Here is a 21,846-nt window from a genome sequence, read left to right on the forward strand (position 1 = left end):
GAGTGTGAACCATGAGCGACGGGGACGAGCCAGCAAACGACGACGCCGGGGATGGGACGAAGGAAGCCGACGGCACAGAACCAGCCAAAGTCGACGAGGAGCCTGCCGACGAGGCGGCAGACGAAGCCGAGGAATCCGACGACCAGCCGGCGGTGACAGATCCGGCCACTTTCGAGAACCGGCTCGACGAGGCCGAGACGGTAGTCGAAGATGCCGAGACCGAGGGCGACCTCGACGACGCCGACGAACTGCTCGACGAGATCGACGCAGATCTCGAAGAGGCAGTACTGCCGGAACCCGAGCCACCCGAAGACGAAGACGAGGAGCCGGAGGATCCGAAAGCCGAGTTCGAAGACCGGATTTCGGATCTGCGGAGCCAGATCGAAGACCAGCGAGGCCCCTACCTGGACGATATCACAGACGAAATCGAGAGTGCGGAGTCGACGATCACCACGAGCGAGTGGGCAAAGGAAGGCAAACCGGAGGTCGCGGAGGCAGTCTCATCCTTTTTTTCGACGGCAAACGATGCACTCGGGGAGTCGTTCGAACGCACGGAAACGGAGCCCGAAGCGGTCGCAGAGGAACTCGCCGCGGCCAGGGAAACAATCGCCGAAACGGGACTCGACCCCGACGACGACGCCGAGACGATTGCCACCCTGCTGGCGGCGGCGGAGACACTGACGAGTGATCTGGAGGACGCGACGCTGTGGAGCGATCTCGAAATCCGCGAACAGCTCCGCCGGCAGGGGTTTTACGACGTGCTCGAACCCGAAGTCACGAAAGATTTCCCGCCGGAGATGAGTGCGATCAAAGTCTACGAGACCGAGGGCGAAGCCGAACCGCTACTGAGCGCACTCGAGAAGTTCGACTCGGATTTCATGGAGGAGAACCTGCTCAGCGCGCTGGAACATTTCGCCCCGGAAGAGGCCTACGAACCGGTCCACGCCCTGGCCCAGCGACGGAACAAACAGCCGATCCGGATCCTCGGCCGGATCGGTGACGAGCGTGCGTGTGATACGATCGAGGATTTCCTCGGCGGCGGCGACGTCGAACTGGAGAAGATCTCGCTGCGGGCGCTCGGCATGATCGGCAGCGAGGGGTCGACCGACGCCGTTGCCCAGCGACTCCTCGCAGACAACAAAGAGATCCAGTCCTCGGCGGCACGAACGCTCGGAATGATCGGTGACACGCGCGCGATCGAACCGCTCGGTGACGTCCTCGACGAGGAGGCGGCCGACGAAGTCCGTGCGAGCGCGGCGTGGGCGCTCAACCAGATCGGGACCGAGGACGCACTGGAAACGGCTGCGGCGTACGCCGACGATCGCTCCTACCTCGTCCAGAAAGAGGCCGAAAAAGCGACTGGCGTGTAGTGCTGGTTGCGAGTCTACTCGGTCGAGACGGCGAAAAACTGTGTTTGGAGGGCGAGACCTGATCCGGACTACTCTGTTTCGGCTTCGTCTGCAGAGTCAGATCCACGGTTTCGGAACTTACGCAACGTGATAATTGCAACGACGAGACCGACAGTGGCCAGGAGGCCTTTTTTGAGTTTACCCATGTTGACATATTTCTAATTCATCATAAATAAACGTATCTATTTATCGAAAGAATGCCGCAGATCTTCCCGGTCGGGGAGTGATGCTATCCTCACGCAGAGGGGGTAATGCTATCCTCACGCAGGATCGATTCGACGAACAGTTCGCCGGCGCGATAGGAGGATCGGACCATCGGCCCGCTGGCGCAGTACAGAAAGTCCAGCTCCTCCTCGGCAACACGCTCCCAGGTGTCGAAAACGTCGGGGTGAACATAGTCGAATACCTCCAGATGGGTCCGCGAGGGCTGGAGATACTGGCCGAAGGTGACGATATCCACGCCGACGGAGCGCAGATCCCGCATCGTCTGGTAGACCTCGTGGTGGTACTCGCCGACCCCGAGCATCAGCGAGGTTTTTGTAAAGGCATCACCCGCTTCGGCGGCCTGGCGGAGCACAGAGAGAGACTGCTCGTAGCCTGCCCGGCGGTCCCGGACCGGCCACTGCAACCGATCCACAGTTTCGACGTTGTGGGCGATGACATCCGGCTCCGCGTCGATAATCTTTCGAACGAGGTGCTCTTCGCCCTGGAAATCTGGGATGAGTACCTCGACGAGTATATCTGAATCGCGTTTTTTGATCTCGCGGATCGTCTCTGCGAAGTGCCCTGCGCCCTGGTCGGCCAGGTCGTCGCGGTCGACGGAGGTAAGCACGACATACTCCAAGCCGATTTCGGTGACAGCGCGGGCGACGTTTTCGGGTTCGTTCGGATCGAGTGACTCCATCCCGCCAGTCTCGACGTCACAGAAGTTACAGCCCCGCGAGCAGCGGTCGCCCATCAGCATGAACGTGGCCGTGCCGGGGCCATTTCTCCCACCCCAGCAGTCGCCCATGTTCGGACAGGAGGCTTCTTCACAGACGGTATGCAGGTCGTGGTCCCGCAGCGTCTGTTTGATCTCGGTGAACCGTTCACCCGAAGGTGGGCGCATCTTCAGCCACTCGGGTTTCCGGGTGTGACTCATTGCCTGTTCCTTGGTGTGCGAAGACTAAAGTCTGGGGCTAGGCGGGTGTCGAGATTGAGGGTTACGTAAGATCAGAGCTATTTGGGAGTAGTGAATTAAATAGCAAGAAAGTCCTAGGAGGAAAGAATAAGACCAATAACAGCACTGCGAACAGCAAGAAAGCCCCCGGGCGTTCACGGCCCCTTTCAGTCCCGCCCGATGTGGCTTTCCGGGCAGGGCGGGACTGAAAGGAGCGAGGCTCGGTGGCGGCTCCGCCGCCACGAATGCGGAGGACGGCGCAGCCATCCTCCAGTCGACGAACCCCGGCGTCCGCGGCTCTGCCGCGGGCTCGGGAGAGCAACGCTCTCCCGGCGACGCAAGGACCGACTGGACCGTAGCGAGTCGCGGGAGGCGACAGCCTCGGGGCTTTCTCGCTGTTTTGAATGCATCCGGTATCCCTCGCGATATCCGATCTCCTCAAGTCTCACAAACGATACGCTTATTCGCGCGAAAGCGCCAATTAGAATCAATGAGTACGGACACCGCCGAACAGAGCGAGGCCTTCGAACAGGCCTGTGAGGAGCTCGTCGAGCGGATCCTCGACGGCGAGATCGAACGCGACGACCTCGAAGCCGCGAAAAAGGAGGTCTGTGGCAAGTACTCCTCGCCGAAGGTCCCGCGCCACTCCGACCTGCTGGATTTCGCCCCCCAGCAGTACCGCGACGAGCTGGAGTCTGTCCTCCAGCGCAAACCGGTCCGGACGGCCTCCGGTGTCTCGCCGATCGCGATCATGACCTCACCGAAACGGTGTCCACACGGCAAATGTCTCTACTGTCCGGGCGGCCCGGACTCGGAGTTTTCGAGCGCCCAGAGCTACACCGGCCACGAGCCGGCAGCCGCGCGTGGCAAGCAAAACGACTACGATCCCTACGGCCAGGTACGGCTCCGGCTGGAACAGCTCCGGGAGATCGGCCACCCGATCGACAAGGCCGAGCTAATCCTGATGGGTGGGACGATGACCGCCCGGAGTCACGACTACCAGGAGTGGTTCGTCAAACGAGCCCTTGAGGCGATGAACGACTTCGATGCGGACAAACAGCCCGAGCCAGCCCAGGAGAAAAGCTTCGCGCAGGATCCCGAGGAGTACGAGTTCGAATATCTGGAGGACGTGATCGCCGAGAACGAATTTGGCGATATCCGCAACGTCGCGACCACGTTCGAGACGAAACCGGACTGGTGTGACCCCGAGCAGATCGACCGAATGCTGGATCTCGGCGGGACGAAAGTCGAAGTGGGTGTACAGACCACGTTCTCTCGGATCAACCGCGAGATGCACCGCGGGCACGGCACCCAGGACTCCATCGACGCGAACCGCCGACTCCGCGATTCTGGATTCAAGGTCGGCTTCCACATGATGCCCGGCCAGCCCGGCATGTCCAAAGAGATGTGTCTGGAGGATTTCCGACGGATCTTCAGCCGCTCGGAGTGGCAGCCGGATTATCTGAAAATCTATCCGACGCTCGTCGTCGAGGGCACCGCACTCTACGACTCGTGGCACAGAGGGGAGTTCGAGCCGCTGGAAAACGAGGAAGCAGCCGAACTGATCGCGGAGATCAAGTCGATGATCCCGCGGTACACCCGACTCCAGCGCGTCCAGCGCGACATTCCGGCGGACTTCATCGAGGGCGGCGTCTGGAAGTCGAATCTCCGCCAGCTCGCCTGGCAGAAGATGGACGAACACGGCTGGACCTGCGACTGTATCCGCTGTCGAGAGGTCGGGCACAACGACAACGAACCGGAGACGGTCGACCTCGATATCGAGACCTACGAGGCCGGCGGCGGGACGGAACAGTTCATCAGCTTCGAGGATTTCGACCAGGACATCCTGGTCGGCTTCTGTCGACTCCGGTTCCCGAACGACCCCGTACGGAAAGAACTCAAGGATGCCGCCGTCGTCCGAGAACTGCACGTCTACGGCAGCCAGGTCGGCGTCGGTGCGGGGGCAGACGACAAAGAGGGACTGGTCGAAAAACACCAGCACAGGGGTTACGGCCAGCGCCTGATCGCGAAAGCAGAGGAGCTAGCAGCCGATGCCGGCTACGACAAACTCGCCGTGCTGAGTGGGATCGGCGTCCGCCAGTACTACCGCGACAAACTCGACTACAAGCAGGACGGCCCGTACGTGAGCAAACGGCTGGACTGAAGATACTTTGTGGGATTCTCTACAGAGCTACTCGGTTGAGTAGAGTCGCTGAGAGTGATTTTCAGAACAGTAAGAAAGTCCCGCCCACTGTGGTTTTCCAGGCCGGGCGGGACCGAGCGGGTGCGCAGCATCCGCGAGGGTCGGAAACCGGAGGTTTCCGGGACTGAAAGGGGCCGGTCGTTCGATGAGCGAGACGACGTAAGCACGCGACCATAGGGAGCGCGCAACGAGTCGCAGCCAGCGAACGACCGGGGGCTTTCTTGCTGTAATAAATCCAGATCTGCACAAATTCAAAGTCGGCTTTCGCTACTCAAAATCGCAACCCTAAGGCGAGTCCTCTCGAACGTACAGGCATGCAACAACAGGTCCGAGATCGGGTTCCGGAGTTGACGGGTATCCTGACGGTCGTCTCGCTCGCGCTCGTTTTCGGGGCCGTGCTGGGTGCTGTCCCCGAGGAGTTGCTCCCGCGCAACGACGGACTGATCGCGGTGATCCCACACCTCAACGCGGCGATCAGCCTGACTGCCATCCTGACGATTCTCGCTGGCGTCCGCGCGATCCGCCAGGGTGCGGTCGGCCGCCACCGAGCGGCGATGCTCGCGAGTACGCTCCTGTTTGCCAGCTTTCTCGGCCTCTATCTCTACCGGCTCTCACTGGAGGGGACGACGATCTTTGCCGGACCCGAACTGATCCGGCAGTTCGTCTATCTCCCAATCCTCGCGATCCACATCCTGCTGGCGATCGTCTGTATTCCTTTCGTCTATTACGCGCTGTTGCTCGGGAGCGCGTACCCAGTCTCGGAGTTGCCGGAGACTCCCCACCCACGCGTCGGCAAGATCGCTGCCTCGCTCTGGCTCGTTTCCTTCGCACTCGGCATCGTGGTCTACCTCATGCTGTACATCCTGTTCTGACGCCAATCGGCTGTTCGATCGCCGGTGGCTATTTGAGAACAGTCGCCGACAACCCATCCATGGACGAGTTACTACAGCGGGCCCACGACGCACTCGACGACGCGTACATCCCCTACTCCGAGTATCCCGTCGGTGCGGCGCTCCGGGTCGCCGACGGCACCGTCTACACGGGCTGTAACATCGAAAACGCGAACTACTCGAACAGCCTCCACGCCGAGGAGGTCGCCATCGGCAAAGCGGTCAGCGACGGCCACCAGGAGTTCGAGAAGCTCGCCGTCGCCTCCGAGGCTCAGGACGGGCTCACACCCTGTGGGATGTGCCGCCAGACACTCGCGGAGTTCTGTGAGGATACCTTCGAGATCCTGACCGACGCCGGCGAGAGCACCCCGATCTACACACTCGGTGAGTTGCTTCCGGACACGATTTCGGCCGATCAACTCGAAGACGCGGCACGAAAACGTGGGGAACAGCAATGACCGAAAAGAGTGGGAGCGAGGACCCAAGCGCGGACGAACAGTACCACCTCGAACTCCAGGAGGGCGACGTCGCCGAAACAGTCCTGCTGCCGGGCAATCCCGAGCGCATCGAGAAAATTACTGCAGGCTGGGACGACCACACTGTCCTCGCAGACCACCGGGAGTATCGGACAGCGACCGGAACCCACGACGGGACGCCGATCTCCGCCACGTCGACGGGGATCGGCTCGCCGAGTGCGGCCATCGCCGTCGAGGAGTTGGCCCGCGTCGGTGCCGAGACACTGATCCGCGTCGGCTCCTGTGGTGCGATCCAGCCGGAGACGTCCGTGGGAGATCTGATCATCACGACCGGCGCAGTCAGACAGGAAGGCACCAGCAGCGAGTACATCCGCGAGGACTACCCCGCCGTCGCCGACCACGACGTCGTCGCAGCACTCGCCGCAGCGGCCGACGAACTGGGCTACGACTACCACGTCGGCCTGACCGCGAGCACTGACAGTTTCTACGCCGGCCAGAGCAGGGAGGGATTCGAGGGATTCCGGGCCCGCGGCAGCCAGGGCGATATCGAGGAGCTCAAAAATGCGAACGTACTCAACTTCGAGATGGAGGCGAGTGCTATCCTGACACTCGCGAATATATACGGGCTCCGCGGGGGTGCGGTCTGTACAGTGTACGCAGACCGGACGACCGGCGAGTTCCAAGTGACCGGAGAGCAACGGGCCGCGAAAACGGCAAGCAAGGCCGCGTCGCTACTCGCCGAGATGGACGACCGGAGAGAAACGAGCGGGGCGTCAGCCTGGCACGCAAAATTAGGACTGGAGTGAAAACGCGGTACCGCCGACCGTCACATATCGGGCCAGGCGTCGAGCGCGCGCTTGTAGCCCGTGATGTCGCTGATCCAGCGGGCCGCGATCGCCTTTTTCAGCGTCCGCGCCGGGAGCCCACCGAACGTGTCGACGAACGGAACGACAGAGACGTTGTGTGCAACAGCGTCCTCGCCGACAGAGATGACCGTCCCTTTGTTGTCGTATTTCCACTTTTTGAGCGGTTTGCCGCGCATCTCCCGGGCGATGTTCTCACCGACGACCTCGGCAGCCTGCCAGGCAGCCTGCGCGGTCGGCGGTGCGGGCTCTTCGCCGGGCTGGTCGATCAGCGCTGCGTCACCGATAGCGAAAACACGCTCTTTAGACGTCTGGAAGGTTCGGCCCGATTTGAGCCGGTAGTTCCGGTCGTCTTTATCCACGCTCGCATCGCGGACGGCATCGTGTCCGGTGATTCCGCCGGTCCAGATGAGCACGTCGTAGGAGAGTTCGACGTCCTCGCCGATGTAGACGGTATCCTCGTCGACCTCGCCGATGAACTCGCCACACATGATGTTAACGTTGCGCTCTTCGAGCAACGAACGGAGCGCGGACTGGACACCCGCATCGTTGCCCGGGAAGATTTCGTCGAGACCTTCGACGAGGTGGATATCGATCGGTGCGGAGTGTTCGTCGCGGTAGTCGGCGATCTCCCCGGCCACCTGAATACCCGAGAGGCCGGCACCGCCAACGACGATCTGGGCGGGATCGGTCTGGGTTGCTTCGTTGGCTGCGGTCGCGACCTCGTCGTGGATGCCGAGTGCGTCGTCGAGACTCTTCATCGTGTGGGCGTGTTCTTTGAGCCCGTCGATACCGAAAAACGCCGTCTGTGTCCCGAGTCCGACGAGAAGATAGTCGTACTCGATATTTCTACCGTTCGCGAAATCGACTCGCCGGTCGTCCGTATCGATGTGTTCGACAGTCGCCTGAACGAAATCGGTCGACGGCGATTTGATATCTTCGATCGAGATCGTTACTTTCTCTTCGATGCTGGGATCTTTGATACAGCGGTGAGTCTCGTGGAGAACCAGATGGTGATCGGTGTCCGATACCCAGGTGATATCTGCCTCACCGTCAAGCGAAGATTCCAGACTCTTGACTGCGCCAGCGCCGGCGTATCCGGAGCCGACGACGACGACCTGCTCTGACATACCCGGTTCTCAGTGATTCCCCGATACAAAGGTTTGCAATTTCGACCGCAGTGAGACAGGTTCACACGAGTGTGAATGAAAATCCTACCGGATGCTGGGAAGTACAGAAAAGAGATGGTATAGCCACCCGATCTACCTGACTAGTGTTCGGGTTCGTCGACAGGTGCCTGCATATCGTCGATCCGGAGTATAAGAGCGTTACTCGTGTCGTCTTTCCCTTCCAGTGTGCCGATAATCTGGAGTTTCGATAGCGGTGTCGGGCCGACGGTGACCTTATCGTCCTCGTGGAAACTCGACAGTGAGCCTCGCATGCTGATTTTTGCACGGCATTCCTCGGGATGGTGGACGCTGGTCAGGTCGATCTGCTCGACGTTTGCAGTTTCGATGAGTTCGCCGTTGTGATAGAGGGGGACATCCGCTTCCTGATCCATATCCTGGATCTGGAGTGCGTCGAATGCGGCACCGGTCGGTTTGTAGCCGCCTTTCGGCCCCGGTACACCCTCTACGAGCTGGAGGGCTTTCAGACTCTGCATCTGGTTGCGGATCGTTCCCGGGTTACGGTTTACCTCCTCGGCGATATCCTCACCTTTGACAGCACTTTGCTCTTCTTTGTGGAGATTGATCAGTTCCTGCAAGATTGTTTTCTGACTCGGTGTGAGCTCGATCGAAGACATGAGAGCAATTTCGGTGTTGGGTTCCTTAAACCCGACGGTAAATTCATTATTTTTCGGGGTATACTTTACGCCTGGGGTAGTATTTTCTCGCTGGGCCAACTGGGTTGTGTATGGATCGCACAGTGGAACTGGTGGGCGTACCGATGGATCTGGGCGCCGACAGGCGGGGGGTCGACATGGGACCGTCGGCGATCCGGTACGGTGGACTCGCCACACAGCTCGAAGCACTCGGCATCCAGTGCACGGACGGGGGAGATCTGGTCGTCCCGGGTCCGGAGGAAGGCGAGTCGGCGGCAAACCGCGAGTTCGACGGGACAGCGAAGTACCTCGAAGAAACCCGTATCGTCTGTGAACGACTCCGCGACCGGGTTCGGGAGATCCGCGAGGCGGGGACGTTCCCACTCGTTCTCGGGGGAGACCACTCCATCGGGATCGGTACGGCCAACGGCGTCGCGGATCGGGAGACCGGTGTGCTCTGGTTCGACGCCCACGGTGACCTCAATACGCCGGAGACGTCACCCAGCGGCAACGTCCACGGCATGCCGCTGGCGGCGATTCTCGGAGAGGGGATCTTCGCAGACCAGCCCTGGGCGGCAGTTCCCGAAATCCAGCCGTCGAACGTCGCTCTCATCGGCGTTCGGTCGCTCGACGCCGAGGAAAAGGAGTTGATCAGAGAAAGCGAGATCCACGTCTACACGATGACGGATATCGACGAACGGGGGAGTATCACTATCGTCCGCGAGGCGCTGGCGTCGGTCACCGACGAAACCGAACAGCTATCGGTGAGTCTCGATCTCGACATGCTCGATCCGGGGGAGGCACCGGGCGTCGGGACGCCGGTGCGGGGCGGTGTCTCCTACCGGGAGGCCCACGCGGCGATGGAGATCCTCTCGACAGAGGCCGAGACTGATCTGGCCGCACTCGAACTCGTCGAGGTGAATCCGATCCTCGACGAACACAACCAGACCGCAGAACTCGCCTGTGAACTCGCTGCGAGTGCGCTCGGGGATACGATTCTGTGAGCGAGACGTTACGCGTCATCCCGGAGCGCATCCAGGGCATCACTCCCGATATGCAACGTTCGCCGCCCAGTGTCTGCTTCGGTAATCAGTGCGCCGACAGAGAAATCAGGCTGTCCGTCGTCGTCGAACAGTTCCCCGGGCGTCGAGCCGATCCGGACGGCGTTTTTGACCGTCAGCATCGCGTTCCGACGACCATCCTCCCGACTGTCGGCCCCGTCGACGTCGATCAGTTCCGGATCGTCGTCGCAGTTCGAAAGTTCGGTCAGAGTCTCCCTGACGTGAGTCGGGAGGACCTTCGAATCGTAGACGTAGGAAACGACGCGCATGCCCACAGTACCGGTTTGCGGGATTTATACGGTTCGTTACCACGCGTTCTCGGGCTCGTCGGATGTGTTACCGCGCCTCGTCGATTTCGTCGAGCGCCTCGGGGTTTTCGATACTGGAGAGATCACCGACTTGTTCGTCCTCGTGGACAGACTGGATCAGCCGCCTGACGATCTTCCCGCTCTGTGTCTTCGGGAACTCGTCGACGAAGAACAGATCCCGCGGTCTGAACGGCTTCCCGAGTTCCTCGCCGACGTGTTCGCGCAGCTCCTCGCGCAGGTCGTCGCTCTCCTGGTAGTCCGTTTCGAGGATGACGTAGGCGACGACGGCGGTGCCAGTCGTCTCGTCTTCGGCACCGATTACCGCCGCAGCGTTGGCGGCGTCGTGGTCGATCAGCGCACCCTCCACCTCGGCGGGGCCGACTTTCCGCCCGGCGACGTTGAGGACGTCGTCGGAGCGGCCGTGCAGGAACCAGAAGCCGTCCTCGTCTTTCTGCGCCCAGTCGCCGTGATCCCACAGATCGTCGAACCGGCTCCAGTACTCCGCCAGATAGCGCTCGTCGCCGCTCCAGAGTGATTTCGTCATCGACGGGGCGGAGGATCTGGCGACCAGATACCCCTGCTCGTGGTCGTCGGCGATCGATTCCCCCTGTGCGTTCACGATGTCGACGTCCATTCCCAGTGCCGGCCCACCGAGGGTCCCGGGTTTCAGGGAGTGGATCGGCAGCGGCTGGAGGAAACAACCGAAGATCTCTGTCCCACCGGAGATGTTCATGATCGGGGCCTCGCCGTTGCCAACCCGCTCGTAGAACCACCGCCAGGACTCGGGATCCCAGGGCTCGCCGGTCGAGCCGAGGATGCGAAGCGTCGAGAGATCGTGGCCAGAGAGCCACTGATCGCCGTGCTTCTGGAGCGCGCGGATCGCAGTCGGGGAGACGCCGAAGGTGGTGATTCCGTGGCGGTCGATCATCTCCCAGAACCGGTCCGGGTTCGGGTGGTCGGGTGCACCCTCGTAGATGAACACCGTCCCGCCGTGGGCGTGGTTGCCGATCAGCGTCCACGGCCCCATCATCCAGCCGATATCCGACACCCAGAAGAAGCGATCCGAGGGTTTGTGATCGAACGAGAAGTAGATCTCCTTCGCTGGCTGTGTGAGGCCGCCGGCGTGGGTGTGGACGATTCCCTTCGGTTTGCCGGTGGTCCCCGAGGAGTACAGCAGCATCGACTCCTGATCGGAGGGCAGCGATTTCGTCTCGTAGCTGTCGGACTGGGAGGGGACGACCTCGTGGAACCACTCGTCGCGGCCGGGATCGAACGGGATCTCGGTCCCGAGACGCTCGAAGACGACCGTGTGTTCGACGTGGCCGGCCTGTTCGATTGCCTCGTCGGCCCCCTCTTTCAGCGTGATCTCGTTGCCACGGCGGTAGAAGCCGTCACCGGTGAACAGCACTCGGCATTCGGCGTCCGCGATGCGGGTCGCGGTCGCATCGACACCGAAGCCGGAGAAGATCGGGACGGCGATCGCGCCGACTTTGAAACAGGCGTAGAGGATCGAGACGACCTCGGGAACCATCGGCATGTAGAGCCCGACGGTGTCGCCGGTGCCGATACCGCGTTCTTCGAGGGCGTTCGCGATCTGGTTCGTCTGCCGGTGGAGTTCGTGGTAGGTCACCTCCCGGATCTCGCCGTCTTCCCCCTCCCAGATCGTCGCGACGGTGTTCCGTGTCGGCGAGTCCGGCGTGGCGTGGCGATCGACGACGTTGTGGGCGATGTTCAGCTCCCCACCGACGTACCAGTCTGTGAACTGTGGCCCGTCGCTCGCGTCCCTGACGGCATCGTAGGATTCGTAAAACTCCAGGCCGAGATGCTCGACGACCTGATCCCAGAACCAGTCGAGTCCGGACGCCTCGACCCCCTCGATCTCGGTCGTCGACCGCCGGTGGAGCTCCTCGAAGCTGTCGATCCCGTGGGCGTCCATGAACTCGGCGACGTTGCTCGCCTGGACGAACGCCGCCGGCGGCTCGTGGACGACCTCGTCAGTGTGTGTGTCTGTCTCACCCATATACACAACTGACAACGTACGTGATCATAACAACTGGGTTAACCGGGAGTAATGTGCTGACAGGCAATCAGACAACATCCAGCAGGGGGAGCGCGAGTCCGACAAACCACACGACTGCGCCGACTGTCGCGAGTGAAACCCGCTCGGCATCGATCGTCTCGGAAGGTTCGTCAGTTGCACGCCGGGCGATACCGAGTGCCAGCAGGCCGATCGAGAGCAGCAGCCCGACCCGATGGAGGACGAGCCGGACCGGGACGACTTCGAGTCCGAGACCGAGCATATCCAGCGTAAAGCCGGCACCGATGCCGACAGCGGCAAAGCCGAACGCCGGCAGTGGATTCAGATTCCGGGCGAAGAACACGACGAGCAGTACCGGCCCGACCGCGAGGATCGGATACAGTCCGCCGGCAAAGAGCTGTGGGGAGATACTGGGAAACATCCGTTCGAGTCCGATCCCCGCCGATCGGACGGCGAGCTGGAGGCCGATCAGACTCCCGAAGAGGATGTAGCCCTGGCGGTTCTCGTAGGACCACGACACCAGATTGTGGACGAGATCTGTTACCGCCCGACGGCTAGTGCCGGAGACGATACTGCCCGCTGTCAGTGCCACCAGGAGTTCGTGGACTGGAACGATCGCGGCAAGATCGACGACAGACAGCCAGCCGTCGTTCCAGCCGCCGGGAATCCCGTGATACTCCCGTGTGACACTGTCGACGAACGGCTGGTCGAGAAACTCCCGTTCGAGGTTCTCGGCGGGGCCTTCGATCCCGGTAACGGTGTGTCGCAGCCGGAACAGATCGAAATACTCCTGGTGGGCCTGGATCGCAGTCCACTCTCCGCCTGGGTCGTTGTACGCCCGGATATGCTCTCGCGATCCGAGATACTCCCCGTCGTGGAGCTGGTAGCTCTCGGTGAGCCACTGGCCACCACTGGCGTTGACGTAGACGTACCGCGTCGAGCCGTGTGTCGAATCCCAGTCGATACTGTTCCCTTCGAGTTCGATCCGGTACGCCTCGCCGCCGGCCTCCGCCTCGTCTTCGAGGAGTTCCTGATAGTCGAGATTCGTCCGGTCGAGCAACGAGGTCCGGACCTTCTCCGGCGGTCCCTCGATGAGGAGATTGGTCGCGAGTGTCCGACCCGCTGTCGACCGCTCACGGCTCGTGAACGGCCACAGCTTCGACCCGCCGTCTGTCGGTTGGATCAGACGGCTCTCCCTGGGTTCGGAGACCGACTCGTCCGGCGGCGAGGACTGTGGGGCATCGAGCAACCCGAATCCGAGATATGCGAGGCTGACGAGGGCGAATGTGACACCGACGAAGATAAAAATTCGGCGTCGTCGTGACACTGTCGGGAGTTTGAGATACACCAAATTAACTGTTGTGTCCGTCCAGATCGCTGTCAGATACAGTTTATGCACCTTGTAAATGTTTTAGTCCCACGAGCGAGTACGAAATCACATGTACGTCCGGGATGCAAAAAATCGAGATGAGGCCTGGTTACTCGAGCAGATTGAGCAACTGGCGTTGGACGAGACGGCGTTTCGATCCCGGGATTACGTCATCGCGATGGACGAACAGTCCGGTGACCGTGCCGGCTTCGGCCGGATCAGGATCCACAAGACCGACGACGAGGAGATCTGTGAGCTGACGAGTATCGGCACCTTGCCGGAGTGGCGCGGGCAGGGTGTCGGCGCACACGTCGTCGAACGGCTGGTCCGGACGGCCAAGGACAAGGGCTTCGAGACGGTCTACTCGCTGACGAGCGAGACGGGGTATCTCTCGCAGTTCGGCTTCGATACGATGGAGTCGGCACAGTTACCGGAGGTACTCGTGGGCCGCCTCTCGGAAAAGCGGGAGAATCTCGACCCGGATGCAGTCCCCGTCCGGATCGACACAGACCGGTTCCGGATGCCGGACCGACTCCGGGAAGCGTTCAAAGGCGCACGAGCCAAGCAGGAAGAACAGGAGCCACAGGAAGGGCCGGAGGATTTCGGGATCGATCCCGACGAGGCGACCTACAAGTACGACACCGGGAAGTGAACAGCGCAGATGGGCGGTCAGAGTACTGAACTGTTAAGTCCGCAGGCACCCAGGCTGTGCATATGTTCGACCCGGAAGATCTGGAGGCGATCCGGTCGGCGAAATCGCAGTGGGAGTCGGAGACACTCGACCCCACGCTCGAACGGTTCGGGGAACGCAGGGACAGCTTCGAGACCGACACAGGGGGACAGACAGTCGAGCGTCTGTACACCCCGAACGATATCGCTGATCTCGACTACAACGCCGATCTGGGGTTTCCGGGTGAGGAGCCGTACACGCGCGGTGTGTACACGACTGGTCACCGGGGCCGCCTCTGGACGATGCGCCAGTACGCGGGCATGGGCACGGCCGAGGAGACGAACGAACGGTTCCAGTACCTCCGCGACGAGGGCCAGACCGGGCTCTCGATGGCCTTCGATCTGCCGACACAGATGGGCTACGACTCCGACGATTCGATGGCGGCCGGCGAGATCGGGAAAGCCGGCGTCGCGATCGACTCGCTGCGGGATATGGAGCGTGTCTTCGACGGCATTCCACTGGACGAAGTATCGACCAGCATGACGATCAACGCTCCTGCGTCTGTTCTGCTCGCGATGTACATCGCGGTCGGCGACCAGCAGGGTGTCGACCGCGAACAGTTGCGTGGCACGATCCAGAACGACGTGCTCAAGGAGTATATCGCCAGAAATACGTACATCTACCCGCCGGAGCCCTCGATGCGGATCATCACGGATATTTTCGAGTTCTGCGCGGCAGAGACCCCGAATTTCAACACTATCTCGATCTCGGGCTATCACATCCGCGAGGCTGGCGCGACAGCAGCCCAGGAACTGGCCTTTACGCTCGCAGATGGGATCGAATACGTCGACGCGGCGCTAGAGACGGGGCTCGACGTCGACGAGTTCGCACCGCAGCTTTCTTTCTTCTTTGCAGCCCACAACAACATCCTGGAGGAGGTCGCGAAGTTCCGTGCGGCTCGCCGGATGTGGGCGAGAATAATGGAAGACCGGTTCGACGCCGGGAATCCAGCCTCGAAACAGCTCAAGTTCCACACACAGACCGCCGGCTCGACGCTGACCGCCCAGCAGATCGAGAACAACGTCGTCAGGGTGGCTTACCAGGCACTCGCGGCAGTGTTCGGCGGGACACAGAGCCTCCACACCAACGGCAAAGACGAAGCGCTCTCACTGCCGACGGAGAAATCCGTCCGGACGGCGCTCCGGACCCAGCAGATCCTCGCCCACGAGTCCGGTGCGGCGGATACGATCGATCCGCTCGCGGGGAGTTACTACGTCGAATCGCTCACGGACGACCTGGAGGAGGAAGCCTTCGAGATCCTGGCGGAGATCGAAGACCGCGGTGGGATGACCCGGGCCATCGAGGCGGGCTGGGTCCAGCGCCAGATCCAGGATACGGCCTTCGAACGCCAGCAGGAGATCGAAAACGGCGAGCGGATCATCGTCGGCGTCAACGAGTTCACCGTCGAGGAAGAGGAACACGTCGACATCGAGGAGGTCTCGAAAGCCCAGCAGGAAAAGCAGAGAGGCCGCCTCGAAGAGATTCGCGAGGAGCGCGACGACGCTGCTGTCGAGGCGCGACTCGACGCGCTGGAGGATGCAGCACGTGGTGACGAAAACCTCATGCCCTACATCGTCGACGCGGTGAAGGTGTACGCGACGACGGGTGAGATCTGTGACGCGATGCGTTCGGTCTTCGGTGAACACCAGCAAAGCGGGGCGATGTAAGCGTGAGGGTCGGAGAATGAGATTCGATCACGCAGGCATCGTCACCGACGATGCCGACACGCTCGCCGAGCAGTACGCCGCGCTTTTCGACTGCGAGATTGCCCACCGAGAGACGTTCGACGGAATGGAGATCGTCTTTCTGGATCTGGGCAACGGCTTCTTCGAACTGCTGGAGCCAGTGGGCGAGGAGGGAACGATTGCACGATATCTCGAAACCAACGGCCCGGGCATCCACCACCTCGCGGTGGCGACCGACGATATCGAGTCCCGACTCGACCGAGCGCGGGAACTCGGGATCGAACCGATCGACGAGCGGCCGCGGGCGGGTGCCTGGGGCCACGACGTCGCCTTTCTGCATCCGAAATCGACCGGTGGCATCCTCCTCGAGTTCGTCGAGCATTGACTGTCCTATTCAACTCGTCGAATTCCACGGGCCGTCGGGTGGGTTCTCCGGTGCATGCGAGCTATCCAGCGGGAGCAACTCGCGGGCGCGGGAGACGCCGGCAGCGACTGACTGGCCCTGTCCGGTGAAGTGGTCGGCCGCACAGAGCGGGTTGACACTCGATAGCTCTTGGTGAGCGTAGACGTCGGTCCCATCCTCACCCTCGAACAGCATGAGATGGAGCTGCAGGGGTGCAAGCGGCGACTCACGAGAGACCCACGAGCCAGCCACCGGCGTGCCGCTCCGTACTTTGAGCCGGGCGATGGGGTTCCGGATGAACCCGTCCGCCCACAGCAGTGCCTCGGTCTCGTGGAGTGATAGATCGAGCGAGCCTGCATACTCCGACGCTGCGATCGGTCGGGGGCCGGCCTGTGCGTCGAGGCGACCGGCCAGCCGGGAGATACGTCGGCGGACAGACTCCCACCACCGGCCCTCCGGTCCGCGGTTCCAGCGAAACGGGATGGCGTAGCTCTGGCACAATCCAGCAGCCGCGCCAGCCGCGAGCAGACAGCGGGCGAGCAGAGAGGGTGACACATCCAGTGGTCCGAAGGAACATGTATAAATCCATCCTCTGAAAAGGTACTGCAAGCACACGTGCGCTATTTCGTCATCGCAAACGAGCCGGAGAGACGGGACCGCTGGGCCACGGAGCTTGCGGACCACGGCTTCGAGGTCACAGAGGAGTACCGCAGCGACGCGATTATCATCACACTCGGCGGCGACGGAAGCATCCTGCACGCGGCGCGGAACTACGACGATCCGACGATTCTCCCGGTGCTCGCGGGTCGATCAGAGGGAAATCAGTCGCGACTCGATAGCAGCGAACTGCTGGACGCCCTCGACTCGCTCGAAGGTGGCGACGGGACGCTCACGCGAACGACCTACGACCGGATCAGCGCATACCAGGATGGTGAACAGCTCCGCGGTGGCTACCAGGCGCTCAACGAGATCAGTCTCCACCACCGTTCGCCGGTGCTGGGTGCAGTCTTCTCGATCCGGATCCGGGACGGCGACGAGATCCAGGAGTTCGAGCGTGTCATCGGCGACGGCGTTCTCGTCGCGACGCCCTTTGGCGCGACTGGCTACTACCGGTCGATCACCGGTGGAACCTTCTCGGGGGGGCTCGGGGTCGCCTTCAACAATATCCACAAACCGCAGGGGATGCCGGTGTACAAAGTCTGTTCGATGGACGCGGTCGTCGAGCTGGAACTACTGAAGACCAGCCGGTCTTCCGGGGCTGTACTCACCCGCGACAACGACGACGAGATGTACGAACTCTCTGCGAGGACGCCGATAGAGATCAAACGATCGGGCGAGACGGTCGATATCGTCGATATCGAGTAGTCGACTGTTTTTATTCGCGGCGCATCGGCGTGGAGCATCGGAGACAGAGGACAGACTCGCCAGTCCAGTTGACGTCGTCTGCGTGACACGACGGGCACTGGTACTGCTCGTTTCCGTACTCGGTCGTCCCGCGAGGTGCGGCCAGGTATCCCTCAGAGAGGGTCTGTTCCAGCAGGCTGGCGAATCGCTGGCGCTTGAACTGTGCCCGGTGTGCGAGGAAGGACCCAGCACGCGAAGGGTCGGAGCCGTGGAGGTCCTCCCAGCGAACCGCAATCTCGCCGTTTGCGGTTCCGCGGGCGACCTGTTTGAGTGTGCCTGCAGCAGCCTCGAACAGCGGTGTCGTGGCCGATGACTGTGGCTGTTCGACCGTATTGGCGGCAGCCTCGTAGGAAGTCTCTACCTCCTGATATGCCTCAGACGGGCCGTCGAGCCCACCAGTGAGGCGGAAATCGGCGACGAACTCGCGGAGACAGGCGGCCTGGACCGGCCGGTCGGCGGTGGTCGCGAAATCACTGGCAACTGCGACCCCCTCCCTCGCGCGATCTGTAGCCCGCTCCGGTCGACCTGCGACACGATAGGCGACGACAGCCGCTGTCAGTGCCTGGAGACCGCGCCCGACCCAGCCGTTCTCGTCGATACTGAACGGATCCAACCCCTCCCGTGGATCGGCGAGTGTCGCCCAGCCGGAGCGGGTGTAACAGTCGCCAGCCCGCTCGTACTCGCGGTTTGCGAGTGCCTCGACCGCCCCACGGTAGTGACGATTCTTAGCCGGCACAGTGCTCCTCCGGTGGTGACGACTGCGCTGGTGTAACCGTCGTTCGGGCGGTCGAGGGTCTGTTGTGTCGGGGATCCCGCATTCGCATACACCCACCTTGGGCCGGACAGGCCAAAAGGTCACGCTACGGTAGCTGTAAACTCATAGGTCTGGCAGCCGTACAGTCAGTATGCCCATCACCGAGAAGACAGCGGACCGACTCGGCAGTGCAACCGTCTCGGCACATCTCGCAACGACAGTCGAGGACCGCCCACACGTCGCGCCCGTCTGGTTTCTGTACGACCACGGGCATCTGTTCGCGTTCACCAGCGGTCGGAAGCTAGCGAATATCCGCAAGAACCCCCGCGTCGCGGCCTCCATCGAGACCGACGACTGGCACGCGGTACTCCAGGGGACGGCGTCGATGGTCGAGGAGACAGAGCGGATTCACGAGATCGGTGAGCGACTGTTCGAGAAGTACACCGGGTCAGCTGCATCCGACAAGTACACTGACGACGACGGCAAACCGGAAGGAACGTTGATCGACGTCGAGATCGGGAACGTGACGGTCCGGGAGAACTGAACTACTCCCCTTCGACGAGTCGTCGAAGCTGTTCCGGAGGGACTGCTCCCCGGGCAGCGTGCTCGCCGTAGACGAAGGTTGGCACTCCGGTAATCCGTTGCTGTCTGGCGTCGTCGAAGGCCGCTTCGAGTGCTCGCGCGGTGGACTCGTCGGCGAGGGCCTCCTCGACGAATCCATCCGGGAGGCCAGCCTCGGCAGCGAGTTCCCCGAGAACGTCGGCGTCACCGATATCACGGCCGTCCTCCCAGAGCGCGTCGAAGACACTGCGATGGAACTCTGCGAACGCCTCGGGATGTTCTTCACGAACGCGCAGAGCGACTCGCTGGGCATCGTAGGAGTCGACGTCCTTCCGCAGCGATTGGGCCAGTTCGGCGTCGTACTCGTCGGCGAGGCGCTCGACGTTCTTTCTCGCCTCCTCGTAGTACGAATCGTCTTTCCCGTTGTCGACGGAGTGGTCGATGGTGCCGTCCGGTCGGCGTTGCCCGCCCCGGAGGTCGAACGGATGCCACTCGATTTCGATCGGCTCCTCGCGCTGGTCCCGATACTGGTCGAAGGATTCGTAGCCCAGATAACAGAACGGACAGACGTAATCGGAGTAGACGAGAACTGACTCTGTGGTCTGTTGACTCATACGAAATATTGGAGACGAACAGTCAAATGCCCATCGCCACTGTGTGTCCACGAGACCAACACGAGATAAAAAGGTGGGCTGCCCGTGCATGTGAACTGCACACGTGTCACACATACTTCCGACAACGTCGCCTACACTGGATATGGGAACCGAGAGAGCACCATACGACGAAGGAACGAACTGTTCGTCGTCGGATTCGTTCGACGACCACGGGATCGAACGCGGCGATCAGCTTGTCAGTCGGACGTACAACCGACTCGCAGCCGGTGAACTGGCGTTCGAACCCACGGAGACATTTTTCGACCGGCTGGAGGAGGCGTTCATCTGGGCCTTTCTCGGCAGCGTCGACCAGAACGGGATCCCCGAACACGTCACGCTGGCGATCGAAGATGCGAAAGCGGTCACCCTCGAACAGTTCAACGATCAGCCAGATGCGGATCTTCGAAACGCGGTAGTACCAGCCTTCTACCAGCAGGTCGCTGGCTTCCACTGCGCGTACAGAGAAACAGAGTAATCCACAGAGGGTAGTACCCGTGGGGTCGCCGCTGTTATCGGGTCAGGATGGTTTTCTCGTTGAGTGACTCCCCGCAGTTCGGACAGAGTCCGATCGGAATACTCGCGGGAGCGGTGTAGCCACACGGGGTGCACTCGTAGTACAGTTCGTCGATCGACGGGTTGGCATGGTTGATGCTCATTGGTAGATAGCCTTAGTTTTCGGCAATATTTATACCTTTTTTGCGATGATAATTCATCACAGATCACGCCGAAACTTCCGAGAAAACCTCACAGAAGGACGAACTGGGCCAATCCGAGGAAGACAAAAAACCCCAGCACATCTGTCGCCGTCGTGATAAATATCGTCGCCGACGTAGCAGGATCCTGTCCGAGTTTGTCGAGTACCAGCGGGATGATGGCACCGAAGAAGCCGGCGATGACGAGGTTGGCGACCATCGAAACTCCGATGACAGCACCGAGCAGGACGCCATATTCGGCGAGCGAGAAGGCGATCGCGATCACTGCGACCAGCGCGCCGGTGATGATCCCGTTGATACCGCCGGCGATCGCCTCGTTGATGACGACTCGTTTGCCGGTCGCCAGCGATACCTGGCCCAGCGAGATGCCCCGGACGGTGACTGCCATCGCCTGCGTCCCAGCGTTGCCTCCCATCCCGGCAACGACTGGCATATACGCTGCGAGCACCGCGATAGCGGCGATCGTCGTCTCGAACAGGCCCACGACTGCTGCAGCCAGAAACGCTGTCCCGAGATTGATGATCAGCCACTTGTACCGGCTGCGGATCTTGGCTGCCGGGCCGTCCAGAACACTCTCCTCTTCGGCGACGCCGGTGAACTCGTACAGCGTCTCGCCAGCAGTCTCCTCGACGAGCGTGAGCAGGTCGTCGGCGTGGATCACACCGAGAATATCGTCCGTCTCGTCGAGTACTGCGACCGTTCGCTCGCGGTTCGTCCGTAACACTTCCAGTACTTCAGAGTCCTCGCGATCGTAGCGGACGTGTGGGATCTCCTGAACGTAATCGGCGATCCGATCGGACTCCCGGTCGGCAATCGAGAGCGTCGCGCCCGGGAGCTCTCCGAGCAGTGTCCCGTTTTCCGTCACCAGAATCGTCGGGATCCGCCCGGTTCGTTCCTCGAAGCGGCTGACTCGCTCGGCGACCGCCTGGAACCCCCGCTGGGCGCCCACGGTGACGTAATCGATATCCATAATTCCGGCCGCGCTCTCGGGATCGAAAGAGAGCAGGAAGCTAAGCTTCTCGCGGCGATCGCTGGCGAGTTTCGAGAGCACACTCTCTCTGGTCGACTCACGGGCGTATCCGAGGACATCGGTCGCCTCGTCGGGGTCGAGTTCGTCGACGAACTCGCGGAGCTGGTCGCGGTCCATATCAGTGACGACGCGCTCGCGAACAGCGTCCGGTAACCCAAAAAAGACCTCGCGTTTTTGTTCCTGCGAGAGATCCGAAAACGTCGTTGCAGGGGCCGGAGACGTTGCCAGCTCCTGCTGGAGCGTGGCCAACTGTTCTTGCATACTACAGAGCCACAGTGGCAGGCACAAAGTGATAGGGGTTGGCCACTGGTCTCG

Annotated in this window: 22 protein-coding genes and 1 pseudogene; 12 read left to right on the forward strand and 11 right to left on the reverse strand. The window is 61.5% G+C overall.

Annotation, left to right across the window (positions count from 1 at the left end; genetic code table 11):
- Nucleotides 1-11 precede the first annotated feature (11 nt).
- Nucleotides 12-1,370, forward strand: a complete 1,359-nt coding sequence (locus tag EOW68_RS15340; protein ID WP_128226044.1) for a HEAT repeat domain-containing protein — start codon at nucleotides 12-14, stop codon at nucleotides 1,368-1,370.
- 274 nt (nucleotides 1,371-1,644) lie between these two features.
- Here EOW68_RS15340 and lipA read toward each other — a convergent pair.
- A pseudogene (gene lipA / locus EOW68_RS15345) lies at nucleotides 1,645-2,553 on the reverse strand (lipoyl synthase); the annotation flags it as partial.
- Between the two features lie 505 nt (nucleotides 2,554-3,058).
- On the opposite strand from lipA, the gene EOW68_RS15350 reads away from it, so the two are divergent.
- The 4 genes from EOW68_RS15350 to EOW68_RS15365 all read left to right on the forward strand — a co-directional run bounded on the left by EOW68_RS15350 (nucleotide 3,059) and on the right by EOW68_RS15365 (nucleotide 6,943).
- Nucleotides 3,059-4,732, forward strand: coding sequence for a tRNA uridine(34) 5-carboxymethylaminomethyl modification radical SAM/GNAT enzyme Elp3 (locus EOW68_RS15350; protein WP_128226046.1), 1,674 nt, complete (start codon nucleotides 3,059-3,061; stop codon nucleotides 4,730-4,732).
- 353 nt (nucleotides 4,733-5,085) lie between these two features.
- Nucleotides 5,086-5,643, forward strand: a complete 558-nt coding sequence (locus EOW68_RS15355) for a DUF420 domain-containing protein (RefSeq protein WP_128226047.1) — start codon at nucleotides 5,086-5,088, stop codon at nucleotides 5,641-5,643.
- A 59-nt stretch (nucleotides 5,644-5,702) separates the two neighbouring features.
- Nucleotides 5,703-6,119: a cytidine deaminase gene (gene cdd / locus EOW68_RS15360; RefSeq protein WP_128226048.1), complete on the forward strand. Its 417-nt coding sequence runs from the start codon at nucleotides 5,703-5,705 to the stop codon at nucleotides 6,117-6,119.
- On the forward strand, nucleotides 6,116-6,943 hold the full coding sequence (locus EOW68_RS15365; RefSeq protein WP_128226049.1) for a nucleoside phosphorylase: 828 nt from the start codon (nucleotides 6,116-6,118) through the stop codon (nucleotides 6,941-6,943). Before cdd ends, EOW68_RS15365 begins: the two co-directional genes overlap by 4 nt.
- Before the next feature lie 20 nt (nucleotides 6,944-6,963).
- On the opposite strand, the gene EOW68_RS15370 is transcribed toward EOW68_RS15365, so the two are convergent.
- Both EOW68_RS15370 and EOW68_RS15375 read right to left on the reverse strand, forming a co-directional pair.
- Nucleotides 6,964-8,130 (reverse strand): NAD(P)/FAD-dependent oxidoreductase, encoded by a 1,167-nt coding sequence (locus tag EOW68_RS15370; protein ID WP_128226050.1) that lies wholly within the window; start codon nucleotides 8,128-8,130, stop codon nucleotides 6,964-6,966.
- 140 nt (nucleotides 8,131-8,270) lie between these two features.
- Nucleotides 8,271-8,804 carry an Rrf2 family transcriptional regulator gene (locus tag EOW68_RS15375; RefSeq protein WP_128226051.1) on the reverse strand — a complete coding sequence of 178 codons (534 nt, stop codon included), beginning with the start codon at nucleotides 8,802-8,804 and terminating at the stop codon, nucleotides 8,271-8,273.
- 110 nt (nucleotides 8,805-8,914) lie between these two features.
- Here EOW68_RS15375 and rocF point away from each other — a divergent pair, with 110 nt between their 5' ends.
- Complete coding sequence (gene rocF, locus EOW68_RS15380) at nucleotides 8,915-9,826, forward strand: arginase (RefSeq protein ID WP_128226052.1); 912 nt, start codon at nucleotides 8,915-8,917, stop codon at nucleotides 9,824-9,826.
- Nucleotides 9,827-9,834: 8 nt separating this feature from the next.
- On the opposite strand, the gene EOW68_RS15385 is transcribed toward rocF, so the two are convergent.
- The 3 genes from EOW68_RS15385 to EOW68_RS15395 form a co-directional block, all read right to left on the reverse strand.
- A complete protein-coding gene (locus tag EOW68_RS15385; RefSeq protein WP_128226053.1) occupies nucleotides 9,835-10,152 on the reverse strand; it encodes a hypothetical protein in 318 nt (105 codons plus the stop codon).
- Between the two features lie 67 nt (nucleotides 10,153-10,219).
- Nucleotides 10,220-12,211, reverse strand: coding sequence for an AMP-binding protein (locus EOW68_RS15390; protein ID WP_128226054.1), 1,992 nt, complete (start codon nucleotides 12,209-12,211; stop codon nucleotides 10,220-10,222).
- Between the two features lie 67 nt (nucleotides 12,212-12,278).
- The gene (locus tag EOW68_RS15395; RefSeq protein WP_128226055.1) at nucleotides 12,279-13,556 is read right to left on the reverse strand and encodes a hypothetical protein; all 1,278 of its coding nucleotides are present in this window, start codon (nucleotides 13,554-13,556) and stop codon (nucleotides 12,279-12,281) included.
- A 112-nt stretch (nucleotides 13,557-13,668) separates the two neighbouring features.
- Here EOW68_RS15395 and EOW68_RS15400 point away from each other — a divergent pair, with 112 nt between their 5' ends.
- The 3 genes from EOW68_RS15400 to mce all read left to right on the forward strand — a co-directional run bounded on the left by EOW68_RS15400 (nucleotide 13,669) and on the right by mce (nucleotide 16,398).
- Nucleotides 13,669-14,250, forward strand: a complete 582-nt coding sequence (locus EOW68_RS15400; protein ID WP_128226056.1) for a GNAT family N-acetyltransferase — start codon at nucleotides 13,669-13,671, stop codon at nucleotides 14,248-14,250.
- 62 nt (nucleotides 14,251-14,312) lie between these two features.
- Nucleotides 14,313-15,995 (forward strand): acyl-CoA mutase large subunit family protein, encoded by a 1,683-nt coding sequence (locus tag EOW68_RS15405; protein ID WP_128226057.1) that lies wholly within the window; start codon nucleotides 14,313-14,315, stop codon nucleotides 15,993-15,995.
- A gap of 16 nt (nucleotides 15,996-16,011) precedes the next feature.
- Nucleotides 16,012-16,398, forward strand: coding sequence for a methylmalonyl-CoA epimerase (gene mce / locus EOW68_RS15410; protein WP_128226058.1), 387 nt, complete (start codon nucleotides 16,012-16,014; stop codon nucleotides 16,396-16,398).
- Between the two features lie 9 nt (nucleotides 16,399-16,407).
- Here the strand turns inward: mce and EOW68_RS15415 are convergent, their stop codons facing one another.
- Complete coding sequence (locus tag EOW68_RS15415; protein WP_128226059.1) at nucleotides 16,408-16,971, reverse strand: hypothetical protein; 564 nt, start codon at nucleotides 16,969-16,971, stop codon at nucleotides 16,408-16,410.
- 60 nt (nucleotides 16,972-17,031) lie between these two features.
- Here EOW68_RS15415 and EOW68_RS15420 point away from each other — a divergent pair, with 60 nt between their 5' ends.
- On the forward strand, nucleotides 17,032-17,781 hold the full coding sequence (locus tag EOW68_RS15420) for an NAD(+)/NADH kinase (RefSeq protein WP_431358970.1): 750 nt from the start codon (nucleotides 17,032-17,034) through the stop codon (nucleotides 17,779-17,781).
- A 10-nt stretch (nucleotides 17,782-17,791) separates the two neighbouring features.
- On the opposite strand, the gene EOW68_RS15425 is transcribed toward EOW68_RS15420, so the two are convergent.
- Entirely contained in the window at nucleotides 17,792-18,556 is a 765-nt protein-coding gene (locus EOW68_RS15425) for a hypothetical protein (protein ID WP_128226061.1), read from the reverse strand.
- A gap of 169 nt (nucleotides 18,557-18,725) precedes the next feature.
- Between EOW68_RS15425 and EOW68_RS15430 the strand changes: the two genes are divergently transcribed.
- Nucleotides 18,726-19,118, forward strand: a complete 393-nt coding sequence (locus EOW68_RS15430) for a pyridoxamine 5'-phosphate oxidase family protein (RefSeq protein ID WP_128226062.1) — start codon at nucleotides 18,726-18,728, stop codon at nucleotides 19,116-19,118.
- A gap of 1 nt (nucleotide 19,119) precedes the next feature.
- Here the strand turns inward: EOW68_RS15430 and EOW68_RS15435 are convergent, their stop codons facing one another.
- Nucleotides 19,120-19,749, reverse strand: coding sequence for a DsbA family oxidoreductase (locus EOW68_RS15435; protein WP_128226063.1), 630 nt, complete (start codon nucleotides 19,747-19,749; stop codon nucleotides 19,120-19,122).
- 142 nt (nucleotides 19,750-19,891) lie between these two features.
- Here EOW68_RS15435 and EOW68_RS15440 point away from each other — a divergent pair, with 142 nt between their 5' ends.
- Complete coding sequence (locus tag EOW68_RS15440; protein WP_128226064.1) at nucleotides 19,892-20,263, forward strand: hypothetical protein; 372 nt, start codon at nucleotides 19,892-19,894, stop codon at nucleotides 20,261-20,263.
- 34 nt (nucleotides 20,264-20,297) lie between these two features.
- Here EOW68_RS15440 and EOW68_RS18885 read toward each other — a convergent pair whose 3' ends face one another.
- Nucleotides 20,298-20,444, reverse strand: coding sequence for a rubrerythrin-like domain-containing protein (locus tag EOW68_RS18885; RefSeq protein ID WP_431358971.1), 147 nt, complete (start codon nucleotides 20,442-20,444; stop codon nucleotides 20,298-20,300).
- Nucleotides 20,445-20,532: 88 nt separating this feature from the next.
- Nucleotides 20,533-21,792 (reverse strand): magnesium transporter, encoded by a 1,260-nt coding sequence (locus EOW68_RS15445; protein WP_128226065.1) that lies wholly within the window; start codon nucleotides 21,790-21,792, stop codon nucleotides 20,533-20,535.
- Nucleotides 21,793-21,846: the final 54 nt, after the last annotated feature.

This window comes from Halovenus amylolytica, assembly GCA_004015825.1.
GTDB lineage: Archaea > Halobacteriota > Halobacteria > Halobacteriales > Haloarculaceae > Halovenus > Halovenus amylolytica.